At 70.2% G+C, this 23,510-nt stretch carries 20 protein-coding genes, 1 pseudogene and 1 riboswitch; of the genes and pseudogenes, 7 read left to right on the plus strand and 14 right to left on the minus strand.

What is annotated here, in order from left to right; genetic code table 11:
* Positions 1-90: 90 nt before the first annotated feature.
* Positions 91-729, minus strand: a pseudogene (locus tag ACFYMC_RS00895) (HNH endonuclease family protein); the annotation flags it as partial.
* 505 nt (positions 730-1,234) lie between these two features.
* On the opposite strand from ACFYMC_RS00895, the gene ACFYMC_RS00900 reads away from it, so the two are divergent.
* Positions 1,235-1,816 carry a TMEM165/GDT1 family protein gene (locus ACFYMC_RS00900; protein ID WP_388516748.1) on the plus strand — a complete coding sequence of 194 codons (582 nt, stop codon included), beginning with the start codon at positions 1,235-1,237 and terminating at the stop codon, positions 1,814-1,816.
* A 57-nt stretch (positions 1,817-1,873) separates the two neighbouring features.
* On the opposite strand, the gene ACFYMC_RS00905 is transcribed toward ACFYMC_RS00900, so the two are convergent.
* Positions 1,874-2,584 (minus strand): HAD-IA family hydrolase, encoded by a 711-nt coding sequence (locus tag ACFYMC_RS00905; RefSeq protein ID WP_388516751.1) that lies wholly within the window; start codon positions 2,582-2,584, stop codon positions 1,874-1,876.
* 120 nt (positions 2,585-2,704) lie between these two features.
* Positions 2,705-2,893, minus strand: coding sequence for a peptidoglycan-binding domain-containing protein (locus tag ACFYMC_RS00910; protein ID WP_388516754.1), 189 nt, complete (start codon positions 2,891-2,893; stop codon positions 2,705-2,707).
* Between the two features lie 940 nt (positions 2,894-3,833).
* Here ACFYMC_RS00910 and ACFYMC_RS00915 point away from each other — a divergent pair.
* On the plus strand, positions 3,834-5,906 hold the full coding sequence (locus ACFYMC_RS00915; protein ID WP_388516757.1) for a DHA2 family efflux MFS transporter permease subunit: 2,073 nt from the start codon (positions 3,834-3,836) through the stop codon (positions 5,904-5,906).
* 71 nt (positions 5,907-5,977) lie between these two features.
* On the opposite strand, the gene ACFYMC_RS00920 is transcribed toward ACFYMC_RS00915, so the two are convergent.
* Positions 5,978-6,289, minus strand: coding sequence for a hypothetical protein (locus ACFYMC_RS00920; RefSeq protein WP_388516760.1), 312 nt, complete (start codon positions 6,287-6,289; stop codon positions 5,978-5,980).
* Positions 6,290-6,368: 79 nt separating this feature from the next.
* Positions 6,369-6,932: a GNAT family N-acetyltransferase gene (locus ACFYMC_RS00925; RefSeq protein WP_388516763.1), complete on the minus strand. Its 564-nt coding sequence runs from the start codon at positions 6,930-6,932 to the stop codon at positions 6,369-6,371.
* Positions 6,933-7,059: 127 nt separating this feature from the next.
* Here ACFYMC_RS00925 and ACFYMC_RS00930 point away from each other — a divergent pair, with 127 nt between their 5' ends.
* Complete coding sequence (locus tag ACFYMC_RS00930; protein ID WP_388516766.1) at positions 7,060-7,455, plus strand: nuclear transport factor 2 family protein; 396 nt, start codon at positions 7,060-7,062, stop codon at positions 7,453-7,455.
* 100 nt (positions 7,456-7,555) lie between these two features.
* On the opposite strand, the gene ACFYMC_RS00935 is transcribed toward ACFYMC_RS00930, so the two are convergent.
* Positions 7,556-7,885: an antibiotic biosynthesis monooxygenase family protein gene (locus tag ACFYMC_RS00935; RefSeq protein ID WP_388516768.1), complete on the minus strand. Its 330-nt coding sequence runs from the start codon at positions 7,883-7,885 to the stop codon at positions 7,556-7,558.
* A 362-nt stretch (positions 7,886-8,247) separates the two neighbouring features.
* Here ACFYMC_RS00935 and ACFYMC_RS00940 point away from each other — a divergent pair, with 362 nt between their 5' ends.
* The gene (locus tag ACFYMC_RS00940; protein WP_388516771.1) at positions 8,248-10,338 is read left to right on the plus strand and encodes a bifunctional glycosyltransferase 87/phosphatase PAP2 family protein; all 2,091 of its coding nucleotides are present in this window, start codon (positions 8,248-8,250) and stop codon (positions 10,336-10,338) included.
* A gap of 318 nt (positions 10,339-10,656) precedes the next feature.
* Here the strand turns inward: ACFYMC_RS00940 and ACFYMC_RS00945 are convergent, their stop codons facing one another.
* The gene (locus tag ACFYMC_RS00945) at positions 10,657-11,904 is read right to left on the minus strand and encodes a cytochrome P450 (RefSeq protein ID WP_388517062.1); all 1,248 of its coding nucleotides are present in this window, start codon (positions 11,902-11,904) and stop codon (positions 10,657-10,659) included.
* A gap of 476 nt (positions 11,905-12,380) precedes the next feature.
* Here ACFYMC_RS00945 and ACFYMC_RS00950 point away from each other — a divergent pair, with 476 nt between their 5' ends.
* Complete coding sequence (locus tag ACFYMC_RS00950; protein WP_388516774.1) at positions 12,381-13,550, plus strand: steroid 3-ketoacyl-CoA thiolase; 1,170 nt, start codon at positions 12,381-12,383, stop codon at positions 13,548-13,550.
* A gap of 131 nt (positions 13,551-13,681) precedes the next feature.
* On the opposite strand, the gene ACFYMC_RS00955 is transcribed toward ACFYMC_RS00950, so the two are convergent.
* The 7 genes from ACFYMC_RS00955 to ACFYMC_RS00985 form a co-directional block, all read right to left on the minus strand.
* Complete coding sequence (locus ACFYMC_RS00955) at positions 13,682-14,086, minus strand: transglycosylase SLT domain-containing protein (protein WP_388516777.1); 405 nt, start codon at positions 14,084-14,086, stop codon at positions 13,682-13,684.
* 296 nt (positions 14,087-14,382) lie between these two features.
* On the minus strand, positions 14,383-15,303 hold the full coding sequence (locus tag ACFYMC_RS00960; RefSeq protein WP_388516780.1) for an ECF transporter S component: 921 nt from the start codon (positions 15,301-15,303) through the stop codon (positions 14,383-14,385).
* Positions 15,300-17,021, minus strand: coding sequence for an ABC transporter ATP-binding protein (locus ACFYMC_RS00965; RefSeq protein ID WP_388516783.1), 1,722 nt, complete (start codon positions 17,019-17,021; stop codon positions 15,300-15,302). Before ACFYMC_RS00965 ends, ACFYMC_RS00960 begins: the two co-directional genes overlap by 4 nt.
* On the minus strand, positions 17,018-18,280 hold the full coding sequence (locus ACFYMC_RS00970; protein ID WP_388516786.1) for an energy-coupling factor transporter transmembrane protein EcfT: 1,263 nt from the start codon (positions 18,278-18,280) through the stop codon (positions 17,018-17,020). The genes ACFYMC_RS00965 and ACFYMC_RS00970 overlap by 4 nt, the downstream gene beginning before the upstream one ends.
* Complete coding sequence (locus ACFYMC_RS00975) at positions 18,277-18,918, minus strand: SCO2322 family protein (protein WP_388517065.1); 642 nt, start codon at positions 18,916-18,918, stop codon at positions 18,277-18,279. Before ACFYMC_RS00975 ends, ACFYMC_RS00970 begins: the two co-directional genes overlap by 4 nt.
* Positions 18,919-18,998: 80 nt before the next feature.
* Positions 18,999-20,294: a prenyltransferase/squalene oxidase repeat-containing protein gene (locus ACFYMC_RS00980; protein ID WP_388516789.1), complete on the minus strand. Its 1,296-nt coding sequence runs from the start codon at positions 20,292-20,294 to the stop codon at positions 18,999-19,001.
* Between the two features lie 108 nt (positions 20,295-20,402).
* Positions 20,403-20,534, minus strand: a riboswitch (cobalamin riboswitch).
* A 42-nt stretch (positions 20,535-20,576) separates the two neighbouring features.
* Complete coding sequence (locus ACFYMC_RS00985) at positions 20,577-21,614, minus strand: MBL fold metallo-hydrolase (protein WP_388516792.1); 1,038 nt, start codon at positions 21,612-21,614, stop codon at positions 20,577-20,579.
* 189 nt (positions 21,615-21,803) lie between these two features.
* Here ACFYMC_RS00985 and ACFYMC_RS00990 point away from each other — a divergent pair, with 189 nt between their 5' ends.
* Together ACFYMC_RS00990 and ACFYMC_RS00995 are read left to right on the plus strand one after the other, a co-directional pair.
* Positions 21,804-23,261 (plus strand): aldehyde dehydrogenase, encoded by a 1,458-nt coding sequence (locus ACFYMC_RS00990; RefSeq protein WP_388516794.1) that lies wholly within the window; start codon positions 21,804-21,806, stop codon positions 23,259-23,261.
* Entirely contained in the window at positions 23,261-23,494 is a 234-nt protein-coding gene (locus ACFYMC_RS00995; RefSeq protein WP_388516797.1) for a ferredoxin, read from the plus strand. The genes ACFYMC_RS00990 and ACFYMC_RS00995 overlap by 1 nt, the downstream gene beginning before the upstream one ends.
* Positions 23,495-23,510 lie beyond the last annotated feature (16 nt).

The raw sequence follows: 23,510 nt of genomic DNA on the forward strand, positions 1-23,510 counted from the left end.
TGACGTTAGTGACGAAACGGGTCGTAGGGGAGCGGAGTTTCCGAATGGGTGTCCCGCGTGCGTCTTCCTGGTGGGTCCGAGGGTGGGTCCGCAGTCGCTGAGGGTGTTGTGGAGCGACTGCTTCTCGGCCGAGTCGATGCTCAGGCCCCAGTAGTGCTTCACGTGTACCCACATCCGGGCGTAGGTGCAGCGGTAAGCGACCCGTGGCGGCATCCACTCGGCGGGGTCGCGGTCGCCCTTGGACTGGTTGACGTTGTCCGTCACGGCGATGAGCTGCGGACGGGAGCGGTCGTTGGCGAACTGTTGGCGCTCCGCGGTCGTCCAGTTGTTGGCTCCCGAGCGCCAGGCCTCTGCCAGCGGCACGACGTGGTCGATATCGACGTCGGAGGCTTGGGTCCAGGTGGCTCCGTCGTAAGGGGAGTACCAGGAGCCGCTGACGGAGGCGCAGGAGGAGTTGGTGACCACGTTCACCCCGTCCCGCTTGAGCACCGTCTCGCGGGTGTTGCAGGTGCCGGAGACGGTGCTCCAGTGGGGGAAGAGGGAGCGGCTGTAGCCGCTGGAGGAGCCTTCCGACCTGACGGTGAGCTGGCTCAGATATGTGCGCGCGGTGGCGGCGCTGATCGGGGTCGGCGGGGCGGCCAGGGCTACGGGGGCGCTGGCCAGCGCGGTGGCGGCGAGTGCGGTGGCGGCAGCGAGAACGGCGGTTCCACGCGCGTAGATATCAGGCATGAGGATGGCAACTCCCTTGCAGGGGTGCGGGTTTGGTTGCACTGCCCCGGATGGGGTCCCGTCATCGTGGGGGTGGCGGGTTTCCTGAGGGTGGTTGAAAGATGACAAGCTAGCGACATGGACACGTCAATGCGAGGGTCGGGGTTCATCAAGGCGTCCGGGGGCGCGAGGGGAAAGCGCCCCGGCGAGGCGTGGCGGGCGGCTGACGCGGTGACGCTTGCGCACGCGGCGCCAGGCGGAAGGCCCTCGCCCGACGCGACGGAACTTCGCGTACTGTTGCCCGAGCAGAAGGGGAGTAGCTCTTCGCCGGACCGTCGACATACTGCTGGGTCGCTCCAGCCGGCGCCCGGAGGCCGACTCTGATCCGTGTGTGACGGTCGTGCCAGCGAGACCTTCGGCCGCAGTGTCCCGTACGTAGATTCCGTGACGCTGTCGAGCCGAAGCGACCCCGGAAACAGCTAGGTCACTCGGTTGCGGCAGCCCGACCGACCGAGGTAAACCCGCTGTGATCAGCTTCACCGTCCTGGCGATCGTGTTCGGCGTCGTCCTTCTCGCCGAACTCCCCGACAAGACCGCCTTGGCCGGTCTGATGCTGGGCGCCCGCTATCGCGCTTCCTACGTCTTCGTCGGCGTCGCCGCCGCCTTCGCCCTCCACGTCGCCCTCGCCATCGCCGCCGGCAGTGTTTTGACGCTGCTGCCCCAGCGACTGCTCCAGGCGGTCGTCGGGGTCCTCTTCCTACTGGGTGCGGCCATGCTCCTGCTCAAGGAGGCGGACGGGCAGGAGACGGTGACGCCGCCGGCGGACCAGAGCTTCTGGAAGGTTTCCGGCGCCGGCTTCACCCTGATCCTGGTGGCCGAGTTCGGCGACCTCACGCAGATCATGACCGCGAACCTGGCGGCCCGCTACGACGACCCGGTGTCGGTCGGCCTCGGTGCCGTGTTGGCCCTCTGGACAGTCGCCGGGATCGGCATCCTGGGTGGACGGACCCTGATGAAGTACCTGCCGCTCCACGTGATCACCAGGGTTGCCGCGGTCGCGATGGGTGCTCTAGCCGTATTCAGTCTCTACGAAGCGATCGCCCAGTGAGTGTGCCGCGGGGTCGCCCCGGTGGCCGGTCCTGACCCGGTCACCGGGAGGCGGGGGTCAGGCGGACGGTGAGAGGAGCAGGCGGATCCCGCCGTCAGGGGTCGCCTCGACGCGCACCGCGCTCAGATCCGGGACGTGGACCGTCGGTCCGTAGGCGCCCGCGCGCGGCCCCACGCCGACCACCGGCATCCCCGCGGCCTGGCCGGCGGCGATGCCGGCCCCGGAATCCTCGAAGACGATGCAGTCCGCCGCTGGCACGCCCAGTTCGGCGGCGCCCTTGAGGAAACCCTCAGGATCCGGCTTGCTCGCATGGACGTGCTCCGCGGTGATCCGCACCCTGGGGACGGGGAGCGCACAGGCCGCCATGCGGGTCACGGCCAATGTCTCGTCGGCCGAGGTCACCAGGGCGTGCGGAAGGCCCTCCAGTGCGGCGAGGAAGGCGCGGGCGCCTTCGACGGGCACGACGCCCTCGACATCGGCGGTCTCGCGCGCCAGCATCGCGCGGTTGTCCCTGTGGTTGAGCTCCATGGGACGTTCCGGCAGCAACAGGGCCATGGTGGCGTACCCCTGGCGGCCGTGCACGACCTTGAGGGCTTCCTCGGGATCCAGGCCATTGAGGACCGCCCAGTCGCTCCAGCAGCGCTCGACCACGGCGTCCGAGTTGACCAAGGTGCCGTCCATGTCGAGCAGGAGGGCCTTGGCGGACAGGGTGACGGTGCCGCCCACGGTCGCGACCTCCGGGGTCGGGTGGGCGTTAGTGGCTGGCATCCAGGGAACTCCAGACGGAAGAAGAGAACAAGCGGCTCCGCCCGCCGGTCAGGGTGTGCGGGCGGAACCACTTTGTTTCTTCACGATACAAAGTACACGGTCATGCACGCCAACCGGACATCAGGGCTCCCAGGTGACCGTCTCCAGGGTCTCGCGCGTCTTGGTGCCATAGACCCCCGAGCGGTCCTCCGTGATCCCCGTGGACCTCTGGAAGCGCTTGACTGCACGCTCCACCTGCCGGCTGTAGGTTCCACTGACCTCTCCGTCGTACATCCCAAAGGCCGCCAGTCGCAGTTGCAGCTCCGTCACTTCGTCCCCCTTGTCGCCACGGGAGAGCACCGGACCACCGGCGGGCGGCTTCGGGCTCGACGGTGGGGGTGCGCTGCGGGTGGGGTCGGGCTGCTTCGCACCCGAAGGGCTCGATGTGGGGAGAGTGGAAGGGGACGGGGACGTTGAGGGACTTGCCGAAGCCGTGGGCGGCGGCGAGGAGGGCGCACGGGAGGTCGACACCGTGGACGGGCGGATCGAGGCCGCTGGCTCCACAGTGGACCCCGCCGGTCCCGGTGCCAGCCTCAGGCTCGGCGCCGAGGCGCTCGCTCGGGAGGGCGCGGCAGCGGTCTCGGGGGCCTTGTCGGTTATCAACAGCGCGAGCCCGCCCAGTGCGAGCACCCCGACGAGCCCGGCGCCCGTCAGGAGCAGGCCCGTGCGCGGCTTCTTGCGTCCACGGCGCCCCCTGGTGCCGTGGCCCTGCCCGCTGCGCCTCCCCGAGGGTGCTGCCCCGCCGGGTAGCACCGGCGCAGGTAGGACGCGCAGTTCGGTGGTCGGTGTCTCCTGGGCGGACGGATCCCACTGCCCAGGTGCTCGGGACGGTGGCGGCTGGTCAGGTTCATGGCCGTGCCACGGCGATCGTGGCGACGGCTCCGGCCGTGGCGCCAGCGGCGCTGACTGTGCTGCTCCCGTGGCGTCAGGCGGCGGAGGCTGGGCTATGTACGGGCGTATCCGCAGGGGATCGTAGTCCGCGCAGGCGTCGTCAAGGCGCTCGGAGGCCGACGGACAAGGGCATGCGGGAACACCCGGTGCGATGGCAGGGGCATCACAATTCAGACAGCGCTCCGCGCTCACTCGTACATCCCTCCCTGGCTGTTGCCAGCGATTATGCAGGCCTCTCAGCCTGCCTCGTCCTCCCAACAGGCCATAACAGGACAACCCCATCACGATGGAGACGTGGCACGTCCCGAAGGAGGAGTCCATGGCGCGGGAGGAAGTGACGACCGAGGGTACGCACCCGGACCGCGGACCCGCCCTACCGCCCGGCGAACACGCCGGGCGTAGTGTGCTGGTGGCCATCGGCGCCCTGATGTTGGGCTTGCTACTCGCCGCCCTCGACCAGACCATCGTCTCCACCGCGCTCCCCACCATCGTCAGCGAGCTCGGTGGCATGGACCACCTGTCCTGGGTGGTCACCGCCTACATGCTCGCCTCCACAGCGGCCACTCCGCTCTGGGGAAAGCTCGGTGACCAGTACGGCCGCAAGAAGCTCTACCAGTCCGCCATCGTCATCTTCCTTGTGGGTTCGGCACTGTGCGGCATCGCGCAGGACATGCCCCAACTGATCGGTTTCCGGGCTCTCCAAGGCCTGGGCGGCGGTGGCCTGATGGTGCTGTCCATGGCGATCGTGGGCGATATCGTCTCGCCCCGCGAGCGCGGCAAGTACCAGGGGTTGTTCGGTGCGGTCTTCGGCGCGACCAGCGTGCTCGGCCCGCTGTTGGGAGGGCTATTCGTCGACCACCTCTCGTGGCGCTGGGTCTTCTACATCAACCTCCCCGTCGGGGTCATCGCCCTGCTCGTGATCGCCGGGGCGCTGCACATCCCGGTGCGCTCCGCGAGGCACACCATCGACTACCTCGGCACCTTCCTCATCGCCTCTGTCGCTACTTGCCTGGTGCTCGTCGCCTCGCTGGGCGGAGCCACCTGGGCCTGGGCCTCGCCGCAGATCATCGGGCTGGCCGTGCTCGGTGTGGTCCTGCTCCTCGCCTTCGTCTCGGTGGAGCGGCGCGCCGTGGAGCCCGTACTCCCGCTCGGACTCTTTCGCATCCGCACCTTCAGTCTTGCCTCGGTCATCAGTTTCGTCGTGGGCTTCGCCATGTTCGGGGCGATGGTCTATCTGCCGACCTTCCTCCAGGTGGTTCAGGGCATCTCCCCGACGATGTCGGGGGTGCACATGTTGCCGATGGTCCTCGGCATGCTCATCACCTCCACGGCTTCCGGGCAGATCGTGAGCCGTACCGGACGTTGGAAGGTCTTCCCGATCTCCGGCACCGCTGTCACAGCGATCGGTCTCCTCCTCCTTCACAACCTGCACCGCAACACCTCCACCTGGGAGATGAGCGTCTACTTCTTCGTTTTCGGTGCGGGGCTCGGCCTGGTGATGCAGGTGCTCGTGCTCGTCGTGCAGAACGCCGTCAGCTACGAGGACCTGGGAGTTGCAACCTCCGGCGCCACTTTCTTCCGATCCATCGGCGCCTCCTTCGGGGTCGCGGTCTTCGGCACGATCTTCACCAATCGTCTGGACAGCAAGCTCGCCTCCGCCCTCGCCGGTCAGCAACTCCCCCCAGGCGTGGGGGTCGACCAGTTGGAGGCCGATCCCCGGGCGATCTCCCAGCTTCCGCCGCAGCTCCAGCCCACGGTGCTCGACGCCTACGCCAGTTCCATCACCGATGTGTTTCTCTTCGCCGTGCCGGTGGTGCTGGTGGCCTTCGCGGTGGCCTGGCTGATGAAGGAGGACACGCTGAGAGCGTCCGTCACCGCACCGGACGTCAGCGAGACACTCGCTTCCAATCCGGTGCAACGCAGTTCGCGGGACGAGGTTGCCCGAGCGCTCTCGGTGCTGGGGACCCGTGAGGGACGCAAGCACGTGTACGAGAAGATCACTGCCAGGGCGGGCTACGACTTGTTGCCCGCAGCCAGTTGGCTCCTGTTGCGGATCAAGAGGCACGGCTCGGTGGAGCCCTCGCGGTTGGCCGAACGGACGGCGGTGCCGCTGCGGATCGTCACCGAAGGGGCCCGGCAGATCGAGGAGCGCGGACTCGTCCGGCGGGAGGGGCTGACACTGGTGCTCACCGACCGGGGACTGCGGGCCGCCGACCGGCTGGCCGCGGCTCGACAGGACTCCCTCGCCCAGCTCCTGGGCGATTGGTGGGGCCCTGATCGCCCGACCGACCTCGTCCAACTGGTGGAGGAGCTCAACGCCGAACTCTGCGGGTCTGATGCCGAGGAACCCTATGACCGGGCTCCCAGGCGTGATCACGCCGCGGGGGCGTGAAGGACTGCGGCCTGCCCAGAGCCGCTGTGGGTGGCAGGGGCCCAATGGCGCCGGGAGGGTGGCGCAGGCCCTCAGGCTCCCGCGGGGCCACGCCGAAGGAGCCGACCTATGGCCCCTGCCAGGCGGGAGAGTAGGTCGCGGGCCAGTAGGAGGCCCGCCACGGCGAGGGTGATCTTTGCCGCCATCGAAGATCCGGCGGCTATGGCGCGTGCGTAGAAGTCCACCCAATCACCAGCACCGCCGAGGTCCCACCACGGCTGCTGCGACGCACGGGCGCTGACGGCATCACTCAGCAGCCAACCCACCAGGGCGAGCAGGGAGAGCCAGAATCCGGCGATCAGAAGCTTCTGTGCCGCGGGCTGTCGCTCCACCATCTTGATCAACTTCGTCGCCTCCCGATGTGATGTGGCAAATCTATGGTCGCCACTGGTTCGAAGGGAAGCCGGGGCTTTCGGCCCCAGCTCAGTGACTCCCGTTGACACATGTCGGTCGCGTCGGGGCCTGAGCCGCGAGGTGCTTTTCAAACCAATGCTCCGCATAGCGGCCTGAGTTATACGCGGGGATTTCCCGGTATCTGTGCCGTGCGTAAAGTCTGCGGGCCTCGATCAGGTCGCTTCGGGTGTCGAGTCGCAACCGGGTGGCTCCCAGGGTGCGGGCAACCGCTTCGACCGCTACGAGGAGGGCGGCCCCGCCGCCGGTGCCCCGGGCTTCGGGGCGTACGTACACCCGGGTCAGCTCGGCGGTGGTGGCGTCCAGCATCCGCACGCCGACACAGGCGGCGGGCCGACCGGCGAGCCGGCCGACGAGGAACTCTCCGGTGGGCGGTGTCAGCTCCTCGCCCGGATCCTCGGCGAGCCCTTGGGCCACCTCGGCGTCCGTCGCTGGTCTCTGCCAGTACCGGCTCGCTATCTCCGCGTAGTAGGCACGGCGCAGCTGGAAGCCCTCAGTGCCACAGACGGGCTCGGGGCCGATGGACCAAGTGCCACCCCGCATCGATGCATTGGTGGTGCTGGCGTTGCTGTTCATGTCGCCATTGTGGGACCTGCTCGCCAGTCGCCGCGTGGAATATCCACAGCCCCGGAGGGATGATGAGAAAAGCCGATGAACGGTCGGTTCTGGCTCCAACGCCGTGCGGTACAAGGGGTGAGAGGCCATGACGGAGCATCCGGACTACGCGCTCGTCCATCGTGGGTACGAGGCATTCACGGCGGGAGACCTCGACACCCTCGCCGCGCTGATGACAGCGGACGTCATCCACCACGTGCCGGGCAGTAGCAAGCTGTCGGGGCACCACAAGGGCCGAGAGGCCGTGATGGACTACTACCGCAGCCTCATGGAGGAGACGGGTGGCACGCTCGCCGTCGAACTCCGTTCGGTCTTCGTTGACGGACGTGGTCACGCCATGTCGGTGCACACCATCCGCGCCGACCGCGGCGACCGCGGCATCGAGATGGGTGGAGGACTGTTCTTCACCATCGTCGGCGGCAAGATCACCGATATTGACGAGTGCGTGGCGGACATCGAGGAGAGCGACGCCTTCTGGAGCTGATGCCCAGACGCGTCCGGTCGGCCAGCGCTGCCCGGGCACGGCACCGCGGTGTCCCCGCGCCGCGAACGGATGCGGGGCGCCGCGGTGCCGTGCCCTTGGCTCAGGACTTCGGGCCCGCCTGCTGCACCACCTCGAACGACCACAGCGTGGAACCGGTGGCAGCCGGCTTGGGCCGTTCACCGCTGCTGGCGGGTGCGCCCTGGTGCGCCGCCTTCATGGGGCCTTCCATCCACGCCTGGAAGGCCGCCTCATCCCGCCAGCGGGTGTACACGAGGTAAGTGTCCGTGCCTTCCACCGGGCGCAGCAGCTCGAACCACTCGAAGCCGTCGGAGTTCTCGACGGCGCCGGCCCGCGCGGAGAACCGCTTCTCCAGCTCTTCGCGCTGCTCGGCCGGCACCGTCAGGACATTGATCTTTACCACGCTGGACACATGACACCTCTCGGGAACTCAGGCCCGGCACCGCACCGGGCCTCGACCACCTGGGTGCAGTCTCCTACACGGGTGGGTCAGGGCGTCGTGAGGAGCCTGCCGCCATGCTCTGACCGCACGGCGGAACACCGCGCCACCAACCGCCGACGCCCAGGGACTCCATCGTGGTCGCGCCGGCGCTTGCGCCGTACCTCAGGGGGCTGGACGGGTCCTGGAGCGATATCGTCGGGCGGGGAAATGGGCAGTGGCGGCCGGGCGAAGGTGCGGTGCTCCCACCCCTCAGTGGGCACCGCGCAAGTCGCTGGTATGCGTCGAGCCCCGAGAAAGCCAGACGGAGCAACAGGGGCGGAGGCCGGCGCGGCGTGGCGACAGTGGAACAGGGCGGGGCGGGCGGGCGCGGTGACGCCGGCTGCATAGACGGCGGCGGACCGGGCCGGGACGTGGATCACGCGCGTGAAGCCGGACGGGTCGCCTTGGACACGGGGGGCGCCTCCCGTCCGGCCGTGGTGCGGGCCGGGCTGTGGTTGGTGGTCGCGGCTCTCGCGGTCCGCCAGGTCATGGCGGTGGCCAGCCTGCCCTCCCGCGACCGGGTGGCCGACCTGGCCTCATGGATACACGGTGGTCCGGCGGCCGGAACACCGTTCGCCGGGCTCGTGCTCAAGCCGCTGGCCCGACCCGAGCCGCAGGCCGTGGCGGCCGGCTGGACCCTTGGCACCCTGCTGCTCGTCGCCCTGCTGGCCTGGGTGGCCGTCCGGGCGCTGCCCGCACCGGTCAGTCGACGCACCGAGTCGCTCGCCCTGCCGGCCGCCCTGGTCCTGCTCCTGTTGGCGCTGCCGGTCCGGAGCGCCTTCTCGCTCGGCCAGATCGGTGTCATCCCCGTCCTGCTGGTGCTCCTCGCCTGCTTCCACGCCCCCAGCCAGCGGGTCAGCGGTCTGCTGATCGGATGCGCCGCCGCGCTTCAGCCCGCGCTCCTGCTCTTTGCGCCCCTGTTTTGGTGTACCGGCCGCCGTGAAGCCGCCCGGACCGGTGGGATCGTGTTCGCGGCGGGCACCGTCCTTGCCGCGGTGGCGATGCCTCGTGCCTCCTGGACGTACTGGATCGAACAGCGTGCCGGTACCGGAGTCGGTGGCCGGCCGGAGGGGCTCGCCAACCAGTCGTTGCACGGCGCGCTGCTGCGCCTTGGACTCTCTGGGCCTCTGGAGATCGCGCTCTTCGTGGTGCTGGCCGGCGCCGTCTGCTGGTTCGGTCTGAGGCGGGCCGTCCGCTATGCCCGTGACGGTCAACTCCTGTTGGCCGTGGCGCTCACCGGTTGTGTGGCCGTGGCCGTCTCCCCGGTGGGTTGGCGCCACCAGATGCTGTGGCTGCTGCTCGCCACGGCCGGTCGGGTGGGCAGGAGGGCGGTGGACCGTCCCGTGTGGCCGGTCGCCGTGGTGCTGGCGATGACCCTGCCGAGCACGGTGCTGTTGCCGAACCTGGTGGCTCTCGCCCCGGTGCGTGACAACGTCCTGCTGCTGGTGGCGGTGGCTGCCGCCTGCGCGGTGCCGTTCCTGGAACGCGGCAGTGCGTACTGGCAGTCACCGGTGCCCAAGGGGTACGCGGTGGGTGCCCCGGGACGTTGGTCGTGGGTTCCGCTGCTGCCTTTCTGGCGCAGGGTCCTCGGGCGCCCGAACCTCTTGCTGGAACTGCTTCTCATACGGGTCGGCTACTCGCTCTACTCGCACATTCGGGCCGCCGCCACCGGTGGCCGGGGCGTCGCGGAGGACAACGGGCGGCAGATCGTCGCCGTCGAGAGGGCGCTCGGTATCGACATAGAGCACGCGGTCAACGCGGTGGTGGTCCAGACACCTTGGCTGAAGGCCTTCTTCAACTTCTACTACACCTCCTTCCACTTCGTGGTCCCGCTGGCGATCCTGGCCGTTCTGTACTGGCGTCGACCGGCTGACTACCGGTGGGCCCGTGCCTCGCTGGGGCTGGGCACGGTGATCGCGCTCTTCGGTTTCTGGCTGTACCCGCTGGCGCCGCCCCGGCTGATGCCCGGGCTCGGGTTCGTCGACACTGTCCACGGCCCGCAGGACCTCGCCCACCCGCAGTACGGTGCGATGACGGCGATCTCCAACCAGTACGCGGCGATGCCTTCGCTGCACTTCGGCTGGTCCTTGTGGTGCGGGATCGTGATCGTCCTCCTGGCCCCCCGGCTGTGGCAGAAGACGCTCGGTCTGCTCCATCCGCTGTTCACGGTCTGCGCGATCGTCGCCACCGCCAACCACTGGGTGCTGGACGCGGTCGGCGGCGCGGTCGTCATCGGATGCGGGTTCGTGCTGGTCCATGTGCTCTCAGGCCCCCGTGGGCCGGCGGTCAAGGGGGTGGTGGAGGAGGTCGTGGCTCAAGGAGCCCGACCGGACGTCCCTCCACAGCGGCCCGGAGCACGAGAGCCGGGAGTCACCGCCAGCTAACTCAGGGCTGTCCCGTAATCCCCGGTGGATCAGCGCACGGCGTCAGATGCGGTGCATCGCAAGGCGGAGGGGCGTCCCCATACTGGGCGTATTCGGGCGTTCCGACAACGCAGCGAGGTGCCGTAGCTGTCGCCGTGCGCCCGCCGGGGACTACGGGACAGTCCTTAGCTTAGGCCGGGGCGGAAGCGGCCGAAGGGGTGCCGGGACTCCATGCGCCCCGGCACCCCTTCGGCTTGGATCGCCGCGTTCTGTCATGGTCGCCCCCAATCGGGCGGGCCGCCACCGGAGCGCCCGGTGGGTCGGTGCTGGCCGGGCCTGTCAGGTCGGGCTGACCCTGAGTTCCTTGATGCCGTTGAGCCAGGGTGCCCGCAGTCGCCTCGGGCCCTGGGCGGCCAGGCGCATTCCGGGCAGGGTGTCGGCCAGGGCGTTGAAGATCAGGTCGATCTCCAGGACGGCCAGCGACTTTCCCAGGCAGAAGTGCGGGCCGCCGCCGCCGAAGCCGAGGTGGGGGTTGGGGTCGCGGGTGATGTCGAAGACCTCGGGGTGGTCGAAGACCTCCCGATCGTGGTTGGCGGAGGAGTAGAACATCCCGACCCGGTCGCCCGCCTTGATCTGCTGGCCGCCGAGTTCGGTGTCACAGGTGGCGGTGCGTTGGAAGGAGACAACCGGAGTGGCCCAGCGAACGATTTCCTCGGCGGTAGTGGTCGGCCGCTTGCTCTTGTAGAGCTCCCATTGCTCGGGGTGGGTGAGGAAGGCGTACATGCCGTGGCTGATGGCGTTGCGGGTGGTCTCGTTGCCGGCGACGGCCAGGAGGAGCACGAAGAAGCCGAACTCGTCCGAGCTGAGGTTCCCCTGGCCTTCGGCGGCGACGAGTTGGGTGACGATGTCCTTGGCGGGGCATTCTTTGCGGTCCGCAGACATGTTCATGGCATAGCCGATGAGCTCCATGGCCGCCTCGGCGCCGACTTCCTCGGTGATGGCGTACTCCGGGTCGTCGTAGGCGATCATCTTGTTCGACCAGTCGAAGATCCGGGTGCGGTCTTCCTGGGGGACGCCGATGAGTTCGGCGATGGCCTGGAGCGGTAGCTCGCAGGCGATCTGGGTGACGAAGTCGAAGCTGCCGGCGGCGTCGGTGTGTTGCCCTGCTCCGGCGACGATCCGGCTCGCCCGGTCGCGGAGGGCGCTCTCCAAGCCGCGGATGGCGCGTGGCGTGAAGCCGCGTTGCACGATCTGTCGGACGCGAGTGTGTTCCGGCGGATCCATGTTCAACATGATCAGGCGCTGGGCCTCGATCTGGTCGCGGCTGATGTGCGGATTGAAGCGGATGATGGCCGTATTGGCCATGGAGGAGAACAGCTCGGGGTGGGTGGAGACGTACTTGACGTCCGCGTGACGGGTGACGGCCCAGTACCCCGCGTCGTCGAAGCCGGTGGTTCCGCGTTCCTGGGGGCACCACCAAACGGGTGCGGTCTGCCGCAGCCGTGCGAACTCCGGCAGGGGCACGCGGGCTTGGAGGAGGTCGGGGTCGGTGGCGTCGAAGCCCTCGGGCACCGCTGGGCAGGTCATCAGCAACTCCAGAGTCTGACGGACCATCAGAAGTTGCCCTTGAAGGTAGTAACGAGTTCTAGAAGTGGCAAGGTTCCCGGCGGTACCTCTTGCGCTTCGCGGTCTCCGGTATGGATGTGCGCGAATAAGCGGATTGGCGTGCAAGACCCTTGCGTGCCGGGGGGTGTGGAACTGAGACTGCGAAGAAGAACTAGAACGCGTACTAGTGTCGCGCAGATGGTGCCCGCCCGTAGAGGAGCGGCGCCCGGTGCGTGCTCTCGGGGTGCCGACCGAAAGCCCTCGTGCGGGCGCACCTGGGTGGTCCGCCAAAGGTGCGCGGAGCGTTCGCGTACCCGGGCAACACCAAGGGGCAAGCGTGCCCCCTTGGCGGCACCCCTGAGGGGCGGGGCGGTGGCACCCCGCCCCCCGATGTCGGCACAGCCCCCTGCGGGACCGCCGGGACGGCCCCGCACAGCTGTGGAGGAGAGGACGAGCTCATGGCCGCGGAACCCGTCATCGTCGAAGCCGTACGTACCCCCATCGGCAGGCGCGCAGGCGCCCTCGCCAATCTCCACCCCGCCTATCTGCTCGGTGAGACCTACCGCGAACTGCTCGCCCGCACGGCCATCCACGCCGACTGCGTCGAGCAGATCGTCGGGGGCACGGTGACGCATGCGGGGGAGCAGTCCATGAACCCGGCGCGCAACGCCTGGCTGGCCATGGGGCTGCCCTACGAGACGGCCGCGACTACGGTGGACTGCCAGTGCGGTTCTTCCCAGCAGGCCAACCACATGGTCGCCAACATGATCGCCGGTGGGGTCATGGACGTCGGCATCGCCTGCGGGGTCGAGGCGATGAGTCGGGTGCCCCTGGGGTCGGGGTCCAAGCACGGCCCGGGCAAGCCCTGGCCCGACGAGTGGAACGTGGACCTCCCCAACCAGTTCGAGGCGGCCGAGCGCATCGGACGCAAGCGCGGGCTCACGCGTGAGCGGGTGGACCGGCTGGGCCTGCTCTCGCAGCAGCGGGCGGCGACGGCGTGGGCCGAAGAGCGTTTCAAGCGGGAGACCTTCGCGGTGCAGGTGCCGACCACGGAAGAGGAGCAGTCCGCCGGGCAGGGGATGTGGCGCCTCGTGGACCGCGACGAGGGGCTTCGGGACACGTCCATGGAGGCGCTGGCAGGGCTCAAGCCGGTGATGCCGACGGCGATTCACACGGCGGGGAACTCCTCGCAGATCTCCGACGGCGCGTGCGCCGTGATGTGGGCCTCGCGGCGCATGGCCCGGGCTCTCAAGCTCAAGCCGAGGGCGCGCATCGTCGCGCAGGCCCTCGTCGGAGCCGATCCGCACTACCACCTGGACGGGCCGATCGATGCGACCCGAGCGGTGCTGGGCAAGGCGGGGATGTCCCTGCGGGACATCGACCTGGTCGAGATCAACGAGGCCTTCGCCTCGGTGGTGCTGAGCTGGGCGCAGGTCTTCGAGCAGGACCTTGACAAGGTCAACGTCAACGGTGGCGCCATCGCGCTGGGGCACCCCGTCGGGGCGACCGGGGCGAGGCTGATCACCACGGCCCTGCATGAACTGGAGCGCAGGGGAGGGGAGTTCGCGCTGATCACCATGTGTGCCGGCGGTGCGCTCGCAACCGGCACGATCATCCAGCGCCTGTAGCCCCCAGGGCTCGCTGACCCTTGTGGGTGGGATGGGAGGCGAAGGGCCCCGGCTCCGACCTGGGGAGGTCGGGCTTCGGGGCCTTTCGTGCGTATGGAGGGCGTTCCGCTTCCACCGGTGGCCGGGACGGCTTAGTACCAGTGGTGGGTCTGCCAGAAGTTCCAGGCGCCGACCGGGCTGCCGTAGCGGGAGTTCATGTAGTCCAGGCCCCACTTGATCTGGGTGGCCGGGTTGGTCTTCCAGTCCGCGCCGGCCGAAGCCATCTTCGAGGCAGGCAGGGCCTGGACCAGGCCGTACGCGCCGGAGGCGGAGTTGGTGGCGGTGTGGTTCCAGCCGCTCTCACGGGACACGATGTTGCTGAAGGCCTGGTACTGGGCGGCGTCCGGGATCATCTTGTGCGCGATCGCCTGGGCGTTCATCGGAGCAGCCTGTGCCGGAACGGCGGCGAGCAGGGAGCCGGCGGCGCCCAGGGCGACGGCGGAGCCCACGAGGGCCTTCTTCGAACGGGCGATGCGGCGGATGACGGTGTTGGACACGGAGAACCTTCCATCGGGAACAGGGGGTCGCGGGCATGTCGAGGACGTGCGTGAGTCACGCGATGTCCGGGGGACTTGCCGGGGGCTCCGGGTGAGGACCCGGGCCGCCTTGCGACACATCCAGTTGTAGCCACCTGGCGGGGGGCTTGCAAAGCCCCCCGTGTCCTACCGCAGGTCGTAGCCGTCGGGGTCGGTGGGGCGCTTCGAGGGTTCCGTGGCCGGTTCCCCACGCTACTAGGCCGCCTCGTATGTGACGTGGGTCCTATGGGGCGGCTCACCCCGCAGGGGCCTCGATGTCACACTGTGCGACCGGTTGTATCCGAGAAATCGCCTGATTCTGGGCTCATTCGGGCGCCGGAAAGAAGGCTGGAATCGGACATAACCGGCATATCGAAAGTCGCGGGTGCGGCGAAGGCCGCCCGCCGGGTAGCTCGACGCAGAGCCTTGAGGACCGTCGAACCGAGCGCGAGGGTCAGCACCACCGTCAACACCGCCCGGCCCAGGTCCCAGCCCATGGAGGTGGCCAGTACATAAGCCGTGAAACGGGTCAGGTTCTCCCCCAGCGGGGCCCCCGCTTCGAAAGAGACACTGCTTTCCAAGCCGGCGATCAACGGCCAGCCCTGGAGGTTCATCACCGTGCCGTAGCCGAACGCCGCCACGCACCCGTACACCGAGAGCAGCGCGAGCTCCGCACGACCGCGCAGCCAGACGGCCCCGGGGAGCAGCCCCGCACCCATCGTGAACCAGCCCATCGACAACATCTGGAACGGCATCCAGGGCCCCACCCCACCCGTGAGCAGCGCGGAGGCGAACATGGTCACCGCGCCCAGGACGAAACCGAAACCCGGCCCCAGCACCCGGCCGCTCAACACCATGAGGAAGAACATCGGCTCCAGCCCGGCCGTACCGGCGCCCAGAGGCCGCAACGCCGCGCCGACCGCGGCCAGGACCCCGAGCATCGCCACCGCCTTGGCGTCGATCGCCGCGTGCTCACTCTGATCACTGAGCGCCGCCACGACCACGGCCACCAGCAGCGGCAACAGCGCCGCGAACAACCACGGCGCGTCCTGCGCGTGAGCGAGCCCGGACTGTGGCGCGGCGAGCAACGGCCACCCGAAGGCCGCGACACCGATCACCGTGACCAGGACCAGCGCGGCTGCGGCGCGCGGCCCGATGCGCACCGGGTGGGCCCGTGCCGAGCGGTCGCGTCCGGTCATCGGGTTTCTCCTCGCAGCGTCCGTTCGACCTGTCCCACGGTCAGCCACCCGCCCGGTCCCAGCACCTTCGCCACCTGGGGCGCGAAGGCGGGTGAGGAGAGGACCACCTCGGCTGTCGGGCCGTCCGCGACGACCTCGCCGTCGGCCAGGACGATCACCCGGTCGGCCAGCTCGGCGGCGAGTTCCACGTCATGGGTGGCCAGCACGATGGCATGGCCCTGAGCGGCCCGCGCCCGTAGGACCTCGACCAGCCGTGCCTTGGCGGCGTAGTCCAGGCCGCGGGTGGGCTCGTCGAGCAGGATCAGCGGAGGGTGCCCGGTCAGCACCAGCGCCAGCGCCAACACCAGCCGCTGCCCCTCCGAGAGGTCCCGCGGGTGAGCGTCGTCCAACACGTCCGGGAGCAGCGCGCTGACCAGGGACCGGCAGGTCCCCGCTGCGGCGCCCGCGTCCTGATCGGCCGCGGCGCATTCACCGGCGACCGTATCGGCGTACAGCAGGTCACGGGGGTCCTGCGGAACCAGTCCGACCTGCCGTACGAGGGCGGCGGGCGTGACGAGGCGCGGATCGAGCCCGCCGACCCGCACGGTGCCCTGGCTGGGTTCGAGCATGCCGACCAGGGTGGAGAGCAGCGTGGACTTGCCCGCACCGTTACGGCCCATCAGAGCCACCGTCTCCCCAGGGGCGAGGGAGAGGGAGACCCGGCGCAGTACCTCGGCCCGGTCCCGGCGCACCCCGAGCGAGTCCACCACCAACACCGGACCGTCCGCCGCGGCGTTCGACCCAGCTGCCGCCGGACGCCTGTGCAGCAGGCTGCGCAGGCCCCGCCGTCCTGGGGACGCGGCGACGGGAGCGGGGCGCAACGTTGGCGGGGCTGCCGCCGCGCCGAGCGGCGGCGGGGTCAGGCCGACCAGGCGGGTGCGCAGTGGATCGGCCGCCCGGCGGGCGTCGCGCACCGACAGCGGCAGCGGCGACCAGCCGGCCAGCCGGCCCAGGGCGACCACGGGTGGACGGACCGGGGAGAGCGCCATCACCTCGGCCGGGGACCCGGTGACCGGAGCCGCGCCGGGTGCGGGGAGCAGGACCACCCGGTCCGCGTACTGCACCACCCGCTCCAGCCGGTGCTCGGTCATGAGCACCGTGGTACCCAGGTCGTGCACCAACCGTTGCAGTACGGCGAGCACTTCCTCGGCCGCGGCCGGGTCCAGGGCGGAGGTGGGTTCGTCCAGCACCAGGACCCGGGGGTGGGCGGTCAGTACCGAGCCGATCGCGACCCGTTGCTGCTGTCCGCCGGAGAGGGAAGCGATGGGTCGGTCACGCAGCTCGGCGAGCCCCAACAGGTCCAAGGTCTCCTCGACCCGGCGCCGCATCGTCTCGGGTGGGATCCCCAGTGACTCCATCCCGTACGCCAGCTCGTCCTCGACGGTGTCGGTGACGAAGTGCGCAAGCGGGTCCTGCCCGACGGTGCCCACCACATCGGCCAGTTCGCGCGGTTTGTGAGTACGGGTGTCCCGGCCGGCCACCGTGACGCGACCACGCAGGGTGCCGCCCGTGAAATGCGGTACGAGTCCGCAGACGGTGCCCAGCAGGGTGGACTTGCCCACGCCCGAAGGCCCGATGAGCAACACCAGCTCGCCCTCGGGAACCTGGAGATCGCCCACCTTAAGCGCGGGGTGCGCGGCCCCTTCGTAGGTGACCGACATCTGCTCGAAGCGGATCACGTCCTCGTCTCCTTCGTGTCCTGCTGCGTCGGGGTACCCGGGTGCCGTGCCCCGGGCGCGGTGCTGGCCGGCGAGGGAGCCACGAAGGCCGGCAGCAGCCCGACCAGCACGGCGGCGGCGGGCCACAGCGGAAGCACCGGCCAGACCAGCGGTAGCACCCCTGGGTTCATCGCTTCCGGGTCCACTGTCGCCGACAGGGCCAGCCCGGCCGCCACGGTCGCTCCGGAGGCGGCCACCAGCCAGGAGCGCACCCCCCACCGGTCGGGCCGGTAGCGGGTGCGGATGCTGCGCCGCCCGCCCAGGCGCAGGCCGGCCAGCGCGGCGATCAGACCCGCGAGCAGGAGCGGGACTCCGAACCGGGCGCCTTGCTCCGCGAGCAGTCCGTAGGTTCCCGCGCAGATCCCGAGCAGCCCGCCCAGGGTCAGTGCGCCGGTGGTCCGTCGGACCGCGGTGGGCACCTGGGCGGTGCGTCCGTAGCCGCGCGCGTCCATGGACGCGGCCACTGCCACGGACCGCTCCAGGGCGCCTTCCAGTACGGGCAGTCCGATCTGGAGGATCGCCTTGATCCCGCCGGTGGGTCGGCCGCGCAGCCGCCGCACCCGGCGTAGCCGTGCCACATCGGCCACCATGTGCGGGGCGAAGGTCATCGCCACCACGACGGCGACCCCTGCCTCGTAGAGGGCGGCGGGCAGGGACTTCAGCAGCCGGGCCGGGTTGGCCAGGGAGTTGGCGGCGCCGATGCAGATGAGCAGGGTGGCCAGTCTTGCGCCCTGGTAGCAGGCGAAGAGTAGTTGCTCGGCGGTGATCGGCCCGCCCAATCTGATGCCCTTGACCCAGTGGGGCAGGGCCAGTTCGGGCAGCGTGAACAGCAGGTGCGTGCCCGGGACCGGGGAACCGAGGGCCACGGTGAACAAGAGCCGCATGACGAGCACGAAGACGCCCAGCCGTAGGAAGAAGCCGTAGCTGCGGGCCCAGGGAGCGTCGGTGCGACGGACGGTCACCACGTAACCGGCGACCGCCACGAGCAGGCCGAGCAGCAGCGGATTGGTGGTCCGGGACGCGGCTGCGGCCAGCCCCAGTGCCCACAGCCACCAGGCGCCGGCGGTGACCGCGTTGGCGCGGGTCGCCACCGGTGCCCGTAGCCGGTTCCACCAGCGGGGCGGATCGGCGTGCTCCCGCGCCGACCCTCTCCGGGATTCCGGGCCGCCCGTGTCCCTGGGCGGGCGGGCGGTGGTGCGGTGCTGGGGAAGCCCGGTCATCGGGTCCGGCGGCGGCGGTTTTGCCAGAGGGCGGCCGTCGCCAAGGCGATCACCGCGGACACCGCGGCCAGCAGCCCCACGGAAGGACCGGACCCACCGCCGGACTCGGCGGTGCCGGGCGCTGTCGCGGTGCTCGGCGCGGGTGCGGGGGCCGTGTTCCGCGGCTCTGCTTGAGCCACCTGGTCTCCGCAGCCCCGCCGCGGGTACCCGGCGATGGCGCAGAGCAGCGCCGCGCTGTTGTAGCGCAGCGGGGTGGCGACCACCGCCAACGCCTCGGCGGTGGTCGCCGCCGGGGCGAGGGAGGCGCAGTAGCCGCGCGGTTCGGATTGGGGTGGGCTCTCCCCCTGCGGTGCGTCTCGGGGCAGACCGAAGTCGACGAGGAGCGCCACTCGCTTCTTGCCTTCCCGAGCCGGCGTGTCCTTGCACAGGGTGGCGAACTCCGCGGTGCCGCGCGGGAGCGGGGAGCCGACCGCCGAATCCTCGCTCACCGAGAAGCGGAAGCCCTGGACCGAGCCGTCGGCGGGGCGGGTGGTGGACGGTCCCTGGGTGGCGTACACCCATCGGCCGCCGTCCCGCTCCCAGAACGACCAGTACCGGTAGCCGGTGGCCTGGGCCGGGCCCGCAGCCAGCAGCGTCATACAACTGCCGAGGGCGAGGACGAAGGCCAGCGCCGTCGCGTACGGGCGGCCCGACGCGGGGCGCGGGGGGCGGCGGACGGTCACGACGTGCCGTTCTTCTTGCGGCCGCTGATCAGGATGCCGATTCCGATGCCGGCGACGGCGCCCACACCGATGATCCACCAGATGTTGGAGCCCGAGTTCTTCTCCTCGGACTTCTCGGCGGCGTCGTCCTTGGTGTCCGCGTTCGCCGAGGACTGCTCCTTGGACGCGGCAGCGGCCGGGGCCGGACCCTGGGCGTTCAGCTGGGCGACCAGGTCGGTGCCGCCGAAGGCCTTGGGGTCGGCGCCGCCGGCGTGGGCGGCGAGGACGAGCTGGGCATAGCCGGCCGGCCCGGCGGTCTTGGCCCAGGCGGCTCCGTTCTGCTCCAGCCAGGCCAGCGGCTTGGCGGCGGCGTCCCGGTGGCCCGCCGCGGCCAGGGCGATGACGGTGTCCGCGGTGTTGCCGACGTCGGGCTGGTCGGTGGCGCCCGGCATGGCGGACATCAGGTGGTCACCGGTCTTGGCCGTGGTGCGGGCGAGATAGGCGCTGGCGGCGGCGGCGGCCTGGGCGGGCTCGACCTTCTGCGCCGCCTCTGCGCCCGTGCGGCAGGTGGGCGTGGCCTCGGTGAGAGGGGTGTTGGACTTCGGGGCTTCCACGAGCAGGCTCATGCCGAGCATGCCGAGGACGGCCGCGGCGGTGGCGTCGGCGTTCGCCGACAGCTTGCCGGCCTGGTCCGGTTGGTAGGCGAAGGCTCCGAGGTCGGCCGCAGTGGCGATGTCCTTCTCGGCGCAGCTGACCTGGAGGGAGGCCAGGGCGTTCGTGGCCCGAGCGCCCTTCTTGGACGCCACCTGGTCCACCTTCTCGCCGGCCGCGGCGAGCGCGCCCACCACGATGCCGGTGGAGTTGGCGTCGCTCGCCCCGCCGGGGTTGTAGCTCCAGCCGCCGTCCTCGTTCTGTACGGACTTCAGCCAGTCCACGCTCTTGGCGACCACCGCGTCGTGGCCACCGAGCGAGGCGAGCGCCTGTACGGCCGCGGCGGTGGCGTTGCTGTCCGCCATGGTCTTGGCGTCACAGTCCTGGGCCGGGTCGGGGCGGAAGGAGGCGAAGGAGCCGTCGGCGCACTGCTGGCCGGTCAGCCAGTTCACGGCGGCTGCGGCGGGCTGCACGCCGGCGGCGTCCTGGGCGAGGAAGGCCAGCGACTGGCGCCAGACTCCGTCGTAGGTCGGGTCCGTCGTGCCGTACAGGCCGGAGGGTATGGCGGGCGCGGGGGAGGGGGCCGCGAGGGCTGCGGGGGCCAGTGCCACCGCCAATACGCCGGTGGCGGCGAGCACGGTGGCGCTGCGTCGTACGTTCACGGGGGTGGGGCCTCTCCTGCTGGGGAGCCGGGAGGCAGGCGCGGGCGGCACCGGGCTCCGGCCCCGCATTCCTCGACGGTTGCCGTCCACCGCGTTGCGGTGGCGCGAGCCGTGTACATCCGCACGGGGCGATCCGGCTCACCGCCTGGGCGGTTCACGGCTGCGGGTCAGCGCCGGATTCGCACCGGCTTCTCCCCGAACGGAAGTGTCAACGACCCGCCCACTGTACCGGCAGGTACCTTGCCGGTCCGGAGCGCGGCCTGGCCGCTGTCGCCGGCGCCCTCAAACCGCCAGATAGGTGACCGGATCGCTGCCGGGTACCGCTTCGACCCGGCCGAGTTTCACCAGCCGCCGTAGATGGGCCTCGGCCTCGGAGACGGCGATGTTGCGGGAGCCGAAGGGGATCTCTTCCCAGGGGCGGTTCCATTCCATCCGCTCGGCCAGTGCCCAGGGGGTCAGTGGTTGGCCCAGGAGGGCGCGGAGCCCGGCCAGTCGTTCCTCGTGGTGGTCCAGGAGTTCGCGCACCCGGCCGGGTGCGTCGGAGAAGGGGTGCTGGTGGGCGGGTAGCACTTCGGCCGGAGTGAGGCGCCCGATGCGTTCCAGGGAATCGAGGTAGTCCCCGAGCGGGTCGGTGGCCTGAGCGTCCTGCGGACCCTCGTAGAGGCCGATGTGCGGCGAGATGCCCGGGAGGAGGTGGTCGCCGGAGAACAGGCGACCCAGGCCCGGCTTGTTCGCCGGATGTTGCTCTTCCAGGTGGAGGCAGACGTGCCCGGGGGTGTGGCCGGGCGTCCAGAGGGCCCGAAGGTGTCGGCCGGCTAGCGGGAGGAGCTCGCCGGGGAGGATCTCCCGGTCGGGTAGGGCCGCGTGCAGGCCGGGCAGGGAACGCATCCGCCCGGAGTCCCGGGCGCTTCGTAGGGGGGCCAGGTGGTCTTCGGGGGCGCCGGCGGCAGCGAGTTTGGTGGTGAGGTAGCGGAGCCATTCGGCGGGGTCGGTGTCGCGCAGGCGGCGGACGACTTCGGCGTCGGCGCGATGCATGGCGATCCAGGCACCCGAGGCTTCCCGAACCTGGCCGGACAGGCCGTGGTGGTCGGGGTGGTGGTGGGTGATGACCACGCCGTGGATTTCGGCGATCTCGACACCGAGCTCGGCCAGGCCTTCGACGAGGGTGTCCCAGGAGTGGGGGTCGTCCCATCCGGTGTCGATGAGGACCGGGCCGCGGTCGGTGTCCAGGACGTGGACGAGGGTGTGGCCCAGGGGGTTGTCCGGGATGGGGACCTTGATGCTGTGCACGCCCCCGCCGTGGTCGGTCACCTGTGTCATGTGGCCCCCTGGTGTGGTGACGGTGCGGAGCGCCCACTATAACGAGAACTCGTTACAGTAGTAGCCCGAGTGAACTTTCTTGGCCTTCTGTCGACTGCTCGGACCGTGGACTCCTTGAAGTGGAACTGGTATCAGTTCTGAATCTGAAGAAGCGTCAGGGGTAGGCCGTCGGGAAGGGCAGGCACCACCATGACCGAGCTCGTGGAGCACCAGAGGCTTTTCATCGGCGGAGAGTTCGTCGATCCGCTCGGCACCGAGACCATCGAGGTGATCTCCCCCCATACCGAACGAGTCCTCGGACGGGTGCCGCACGCCTCCCGAGAGGACGTCGACCGGGCCGTCGCCGCCGCCCGCCGGGCCTTCGACGAGGGCCCTTGGCCGCAACTGCCCCTCGCCGAGCGCATGCAGGTGGTGGGGCGCATCAAGGACGGGATCGCGGCACGGCACGAGGAGATCGCCCGGTCGATCAGCTCCCAGAACGGCTCCCCCTACTCCTGGAGCGTGCTGGCCCAGGCGCTGGGCGCCATGATGGTGTGGGACGCGGCGATCACGGTCGCCCGTGACTACCCGTACGAGGAGTTCCGCGACGGCGTGCTCGGACGGATCCTGGTGCGCCGGGAACCGGTGGGGGTGGTGGCGGCCGTCACACCCTGGAACGTTCCGCAGTTCGTCGCCGCGGCCAAGCTCGCGCCCGCCCTGTTGGCCGGCTGCTCGGTGGTGCTCAAGCCCTCTCCTGAGTCACCGCTCGACTCCTACCTCCTGGCCGACATCGTCGGGGAGGCGGGCCTGCCCGAAGGGGTCCTGTCGATCCTGCCCGCCGACCGGGAGGTCAGCGAGTACCTGGTCGGACACCCGGGCATCGACAAGGTCTCCTTCACCGGCTCGGTGTCCGCTGGCCGAAGGGTCATGGAGGTCGCCGCGCGCAACCTCACCCGAGTCACCCTCGAACTCGGCGGCAAGTCGGCGGCCGTCATCCTGCCCGACGCCGACCTCGACAGCGCGCTCGCCCAGATCGTGCCCGCGGCCTGGATGAACAACGGTCAGGCGTGTGTCGCCCAGAGCCGGATCCTGGCTCCCCGCAGCCGGTACGAGGAGGTGGCCGAGGCGCTGGCCGCCGCCGCCACCGCCCTGGTGGTGGGCGATCCTCTGGACCCCGCGACGCAGATCGGGCCGTTGGTGGCCCGGCGGCAGCAGCAGCGCTGCCTCGACTACATCCGCATCGGCCAGGAGGAGGGCGCCAAGCTCCTGGCGGGCGGTGGCCGGCCAGCCGGTCAGGAACGCGGCTGGTACGTGGAGCCGACGCTCTTCGGCGGGGTGGACAACGCGATGCGGATCGCCCGGGAGGAGATCTTCGGCCCGGTCATCTGCCTGCTGCCCTACGGGGACGAGGAGGAGGCCGCGCGGATCGCCAACGATTCGGAGTACGGACTCAGTGGCAGCGTGTGGACCGCGGACGTGGCCCGCGGCATCGACTTCGCCCGCCGGGTGCGCACGGGCACGTACAACGTGAACACCTTCAGCCTGGACATGCTCGGCCCCTTCGGGGGCTACAAGAACTCCGGGGTGGGGCGGGAGTTCGGGCCGGAGGGGCTCAGTGAATACCTGGAGCACAAGATGATCCACCTGCCGTCCGGCTGGGAGGGGTGATGGGGGACCGGTGGCGCATCCAGGTGGATCGCGGGGTCTGCATCGGCTCGGGCATGTGCGCGAACCACGCGCCCGGCGGATTCCGCCTCGACTCGGCCCGGCAGTCCCATCCCCGGCAGGAGGAGGCGGAGGCGGAAGCGGGTGTGCTCGAAGCCGCCGAGGGGTGTCCGGTGGAGGCGATCACCATCACCCTCGTGCGCAGCGGTGAACTGGTCTTCCCGCCCGAGGAGTAGTCGGCTCGGGTCTGCC

The sequence above is a fragment of the Streptomyces sp. NPDC006879 genome, assembly GCF_042869595.1.
Classification (GTDB): domain Bacteria; phylum Actinomycetota; class Actinomycetes; order Streptomycetales; family Streptomycetaceae; genus Streptomyces.

Coding starts and splice junctions, on each gene's coding strand:
- ACFYMC_RS00975 (WP_388517065.1), bottom strand. CDS start 18,918: ATGACGCTGCTGGCTGCGGGCCCGGCCCAGGCCACCGGCTACCGGTAC.
- ACFYMC_RS00930 (WP_388516766.1), top strand. CDS start 7,060: ATGACGGAGCATCCGGACTACGCGCTCGTCCATCGTGGGTACGAGGCA.
- ACFYMC_RS00945 (WP_388517062.1), bottom strand. CDS start 11,904: ATGACCTGCCCAGCGGTGCCCGAGGGCTTCGACGCCACCGACCCCGAC.
- ACFYMC_RS00915 (WP_388516757.1), top strand. CDS start 3,834: ATGGCGCGGGAGGAAGTGACGACCGAGGGTACGCACCCGGACCGCGGA.
- ACFYMC_RS00995 (WP_388516797.1), top strand. CDS start 23,261: ATGGGGGACCGGTGGCGCATCCAGGTGGATCGCGGGGTCTGCATCGGC.
- ACFYMC_RS00985 (WP_388516792.1), bottom strand. CDS start 21,614: ATGACACAGGTGACCGACCACGGCGGGGGCGTGCACAGCATCAAGGTC.
- ACFYMC_RS00960 (WP_388516780.1), bottom strand. CDS start 15,303: ATGACCGGACGCGACCGCTCGGCACGGGCCCACCCGGTGCGCATCGGG.
- ACFYMC_RS00990 (WP_388516794.1), top strand. CDS start 21,804: ATGACCGAGCTCGTGGAGCACCAGAGGCTTTTCATCGGCGGAGAGTTC.
- ACFYMC_RS00970 (WP_388516786.1), bottom strand. CDS start 18,280: ATGACCGGGCTTCCCCAGCACCGCACCACCGCCCGCCCGCCCAGGGAC.
- ACFYMC_RS00925 (WP_388516763.1), bottom strand. CDS start 6,932: ATGAACAGCAACGCCAGCACCACCAATGCATCGATGCGGGGTGGCACT.
- ACFYMC_RS00950 (WP_388516774.1), top strand. CDS start 12,381: ATGGCCGCGGAACCCGTCATCGTCGAAGCCGTACGTACCCCCATCGGC.
- ACFYMC_RS00905 (WP_388516751.1), bottom strand. CDS start 2,584: ATGCCAGCCACTAACGCCCACCCGACCCCGGAGGTCGCGACCGTGGGC.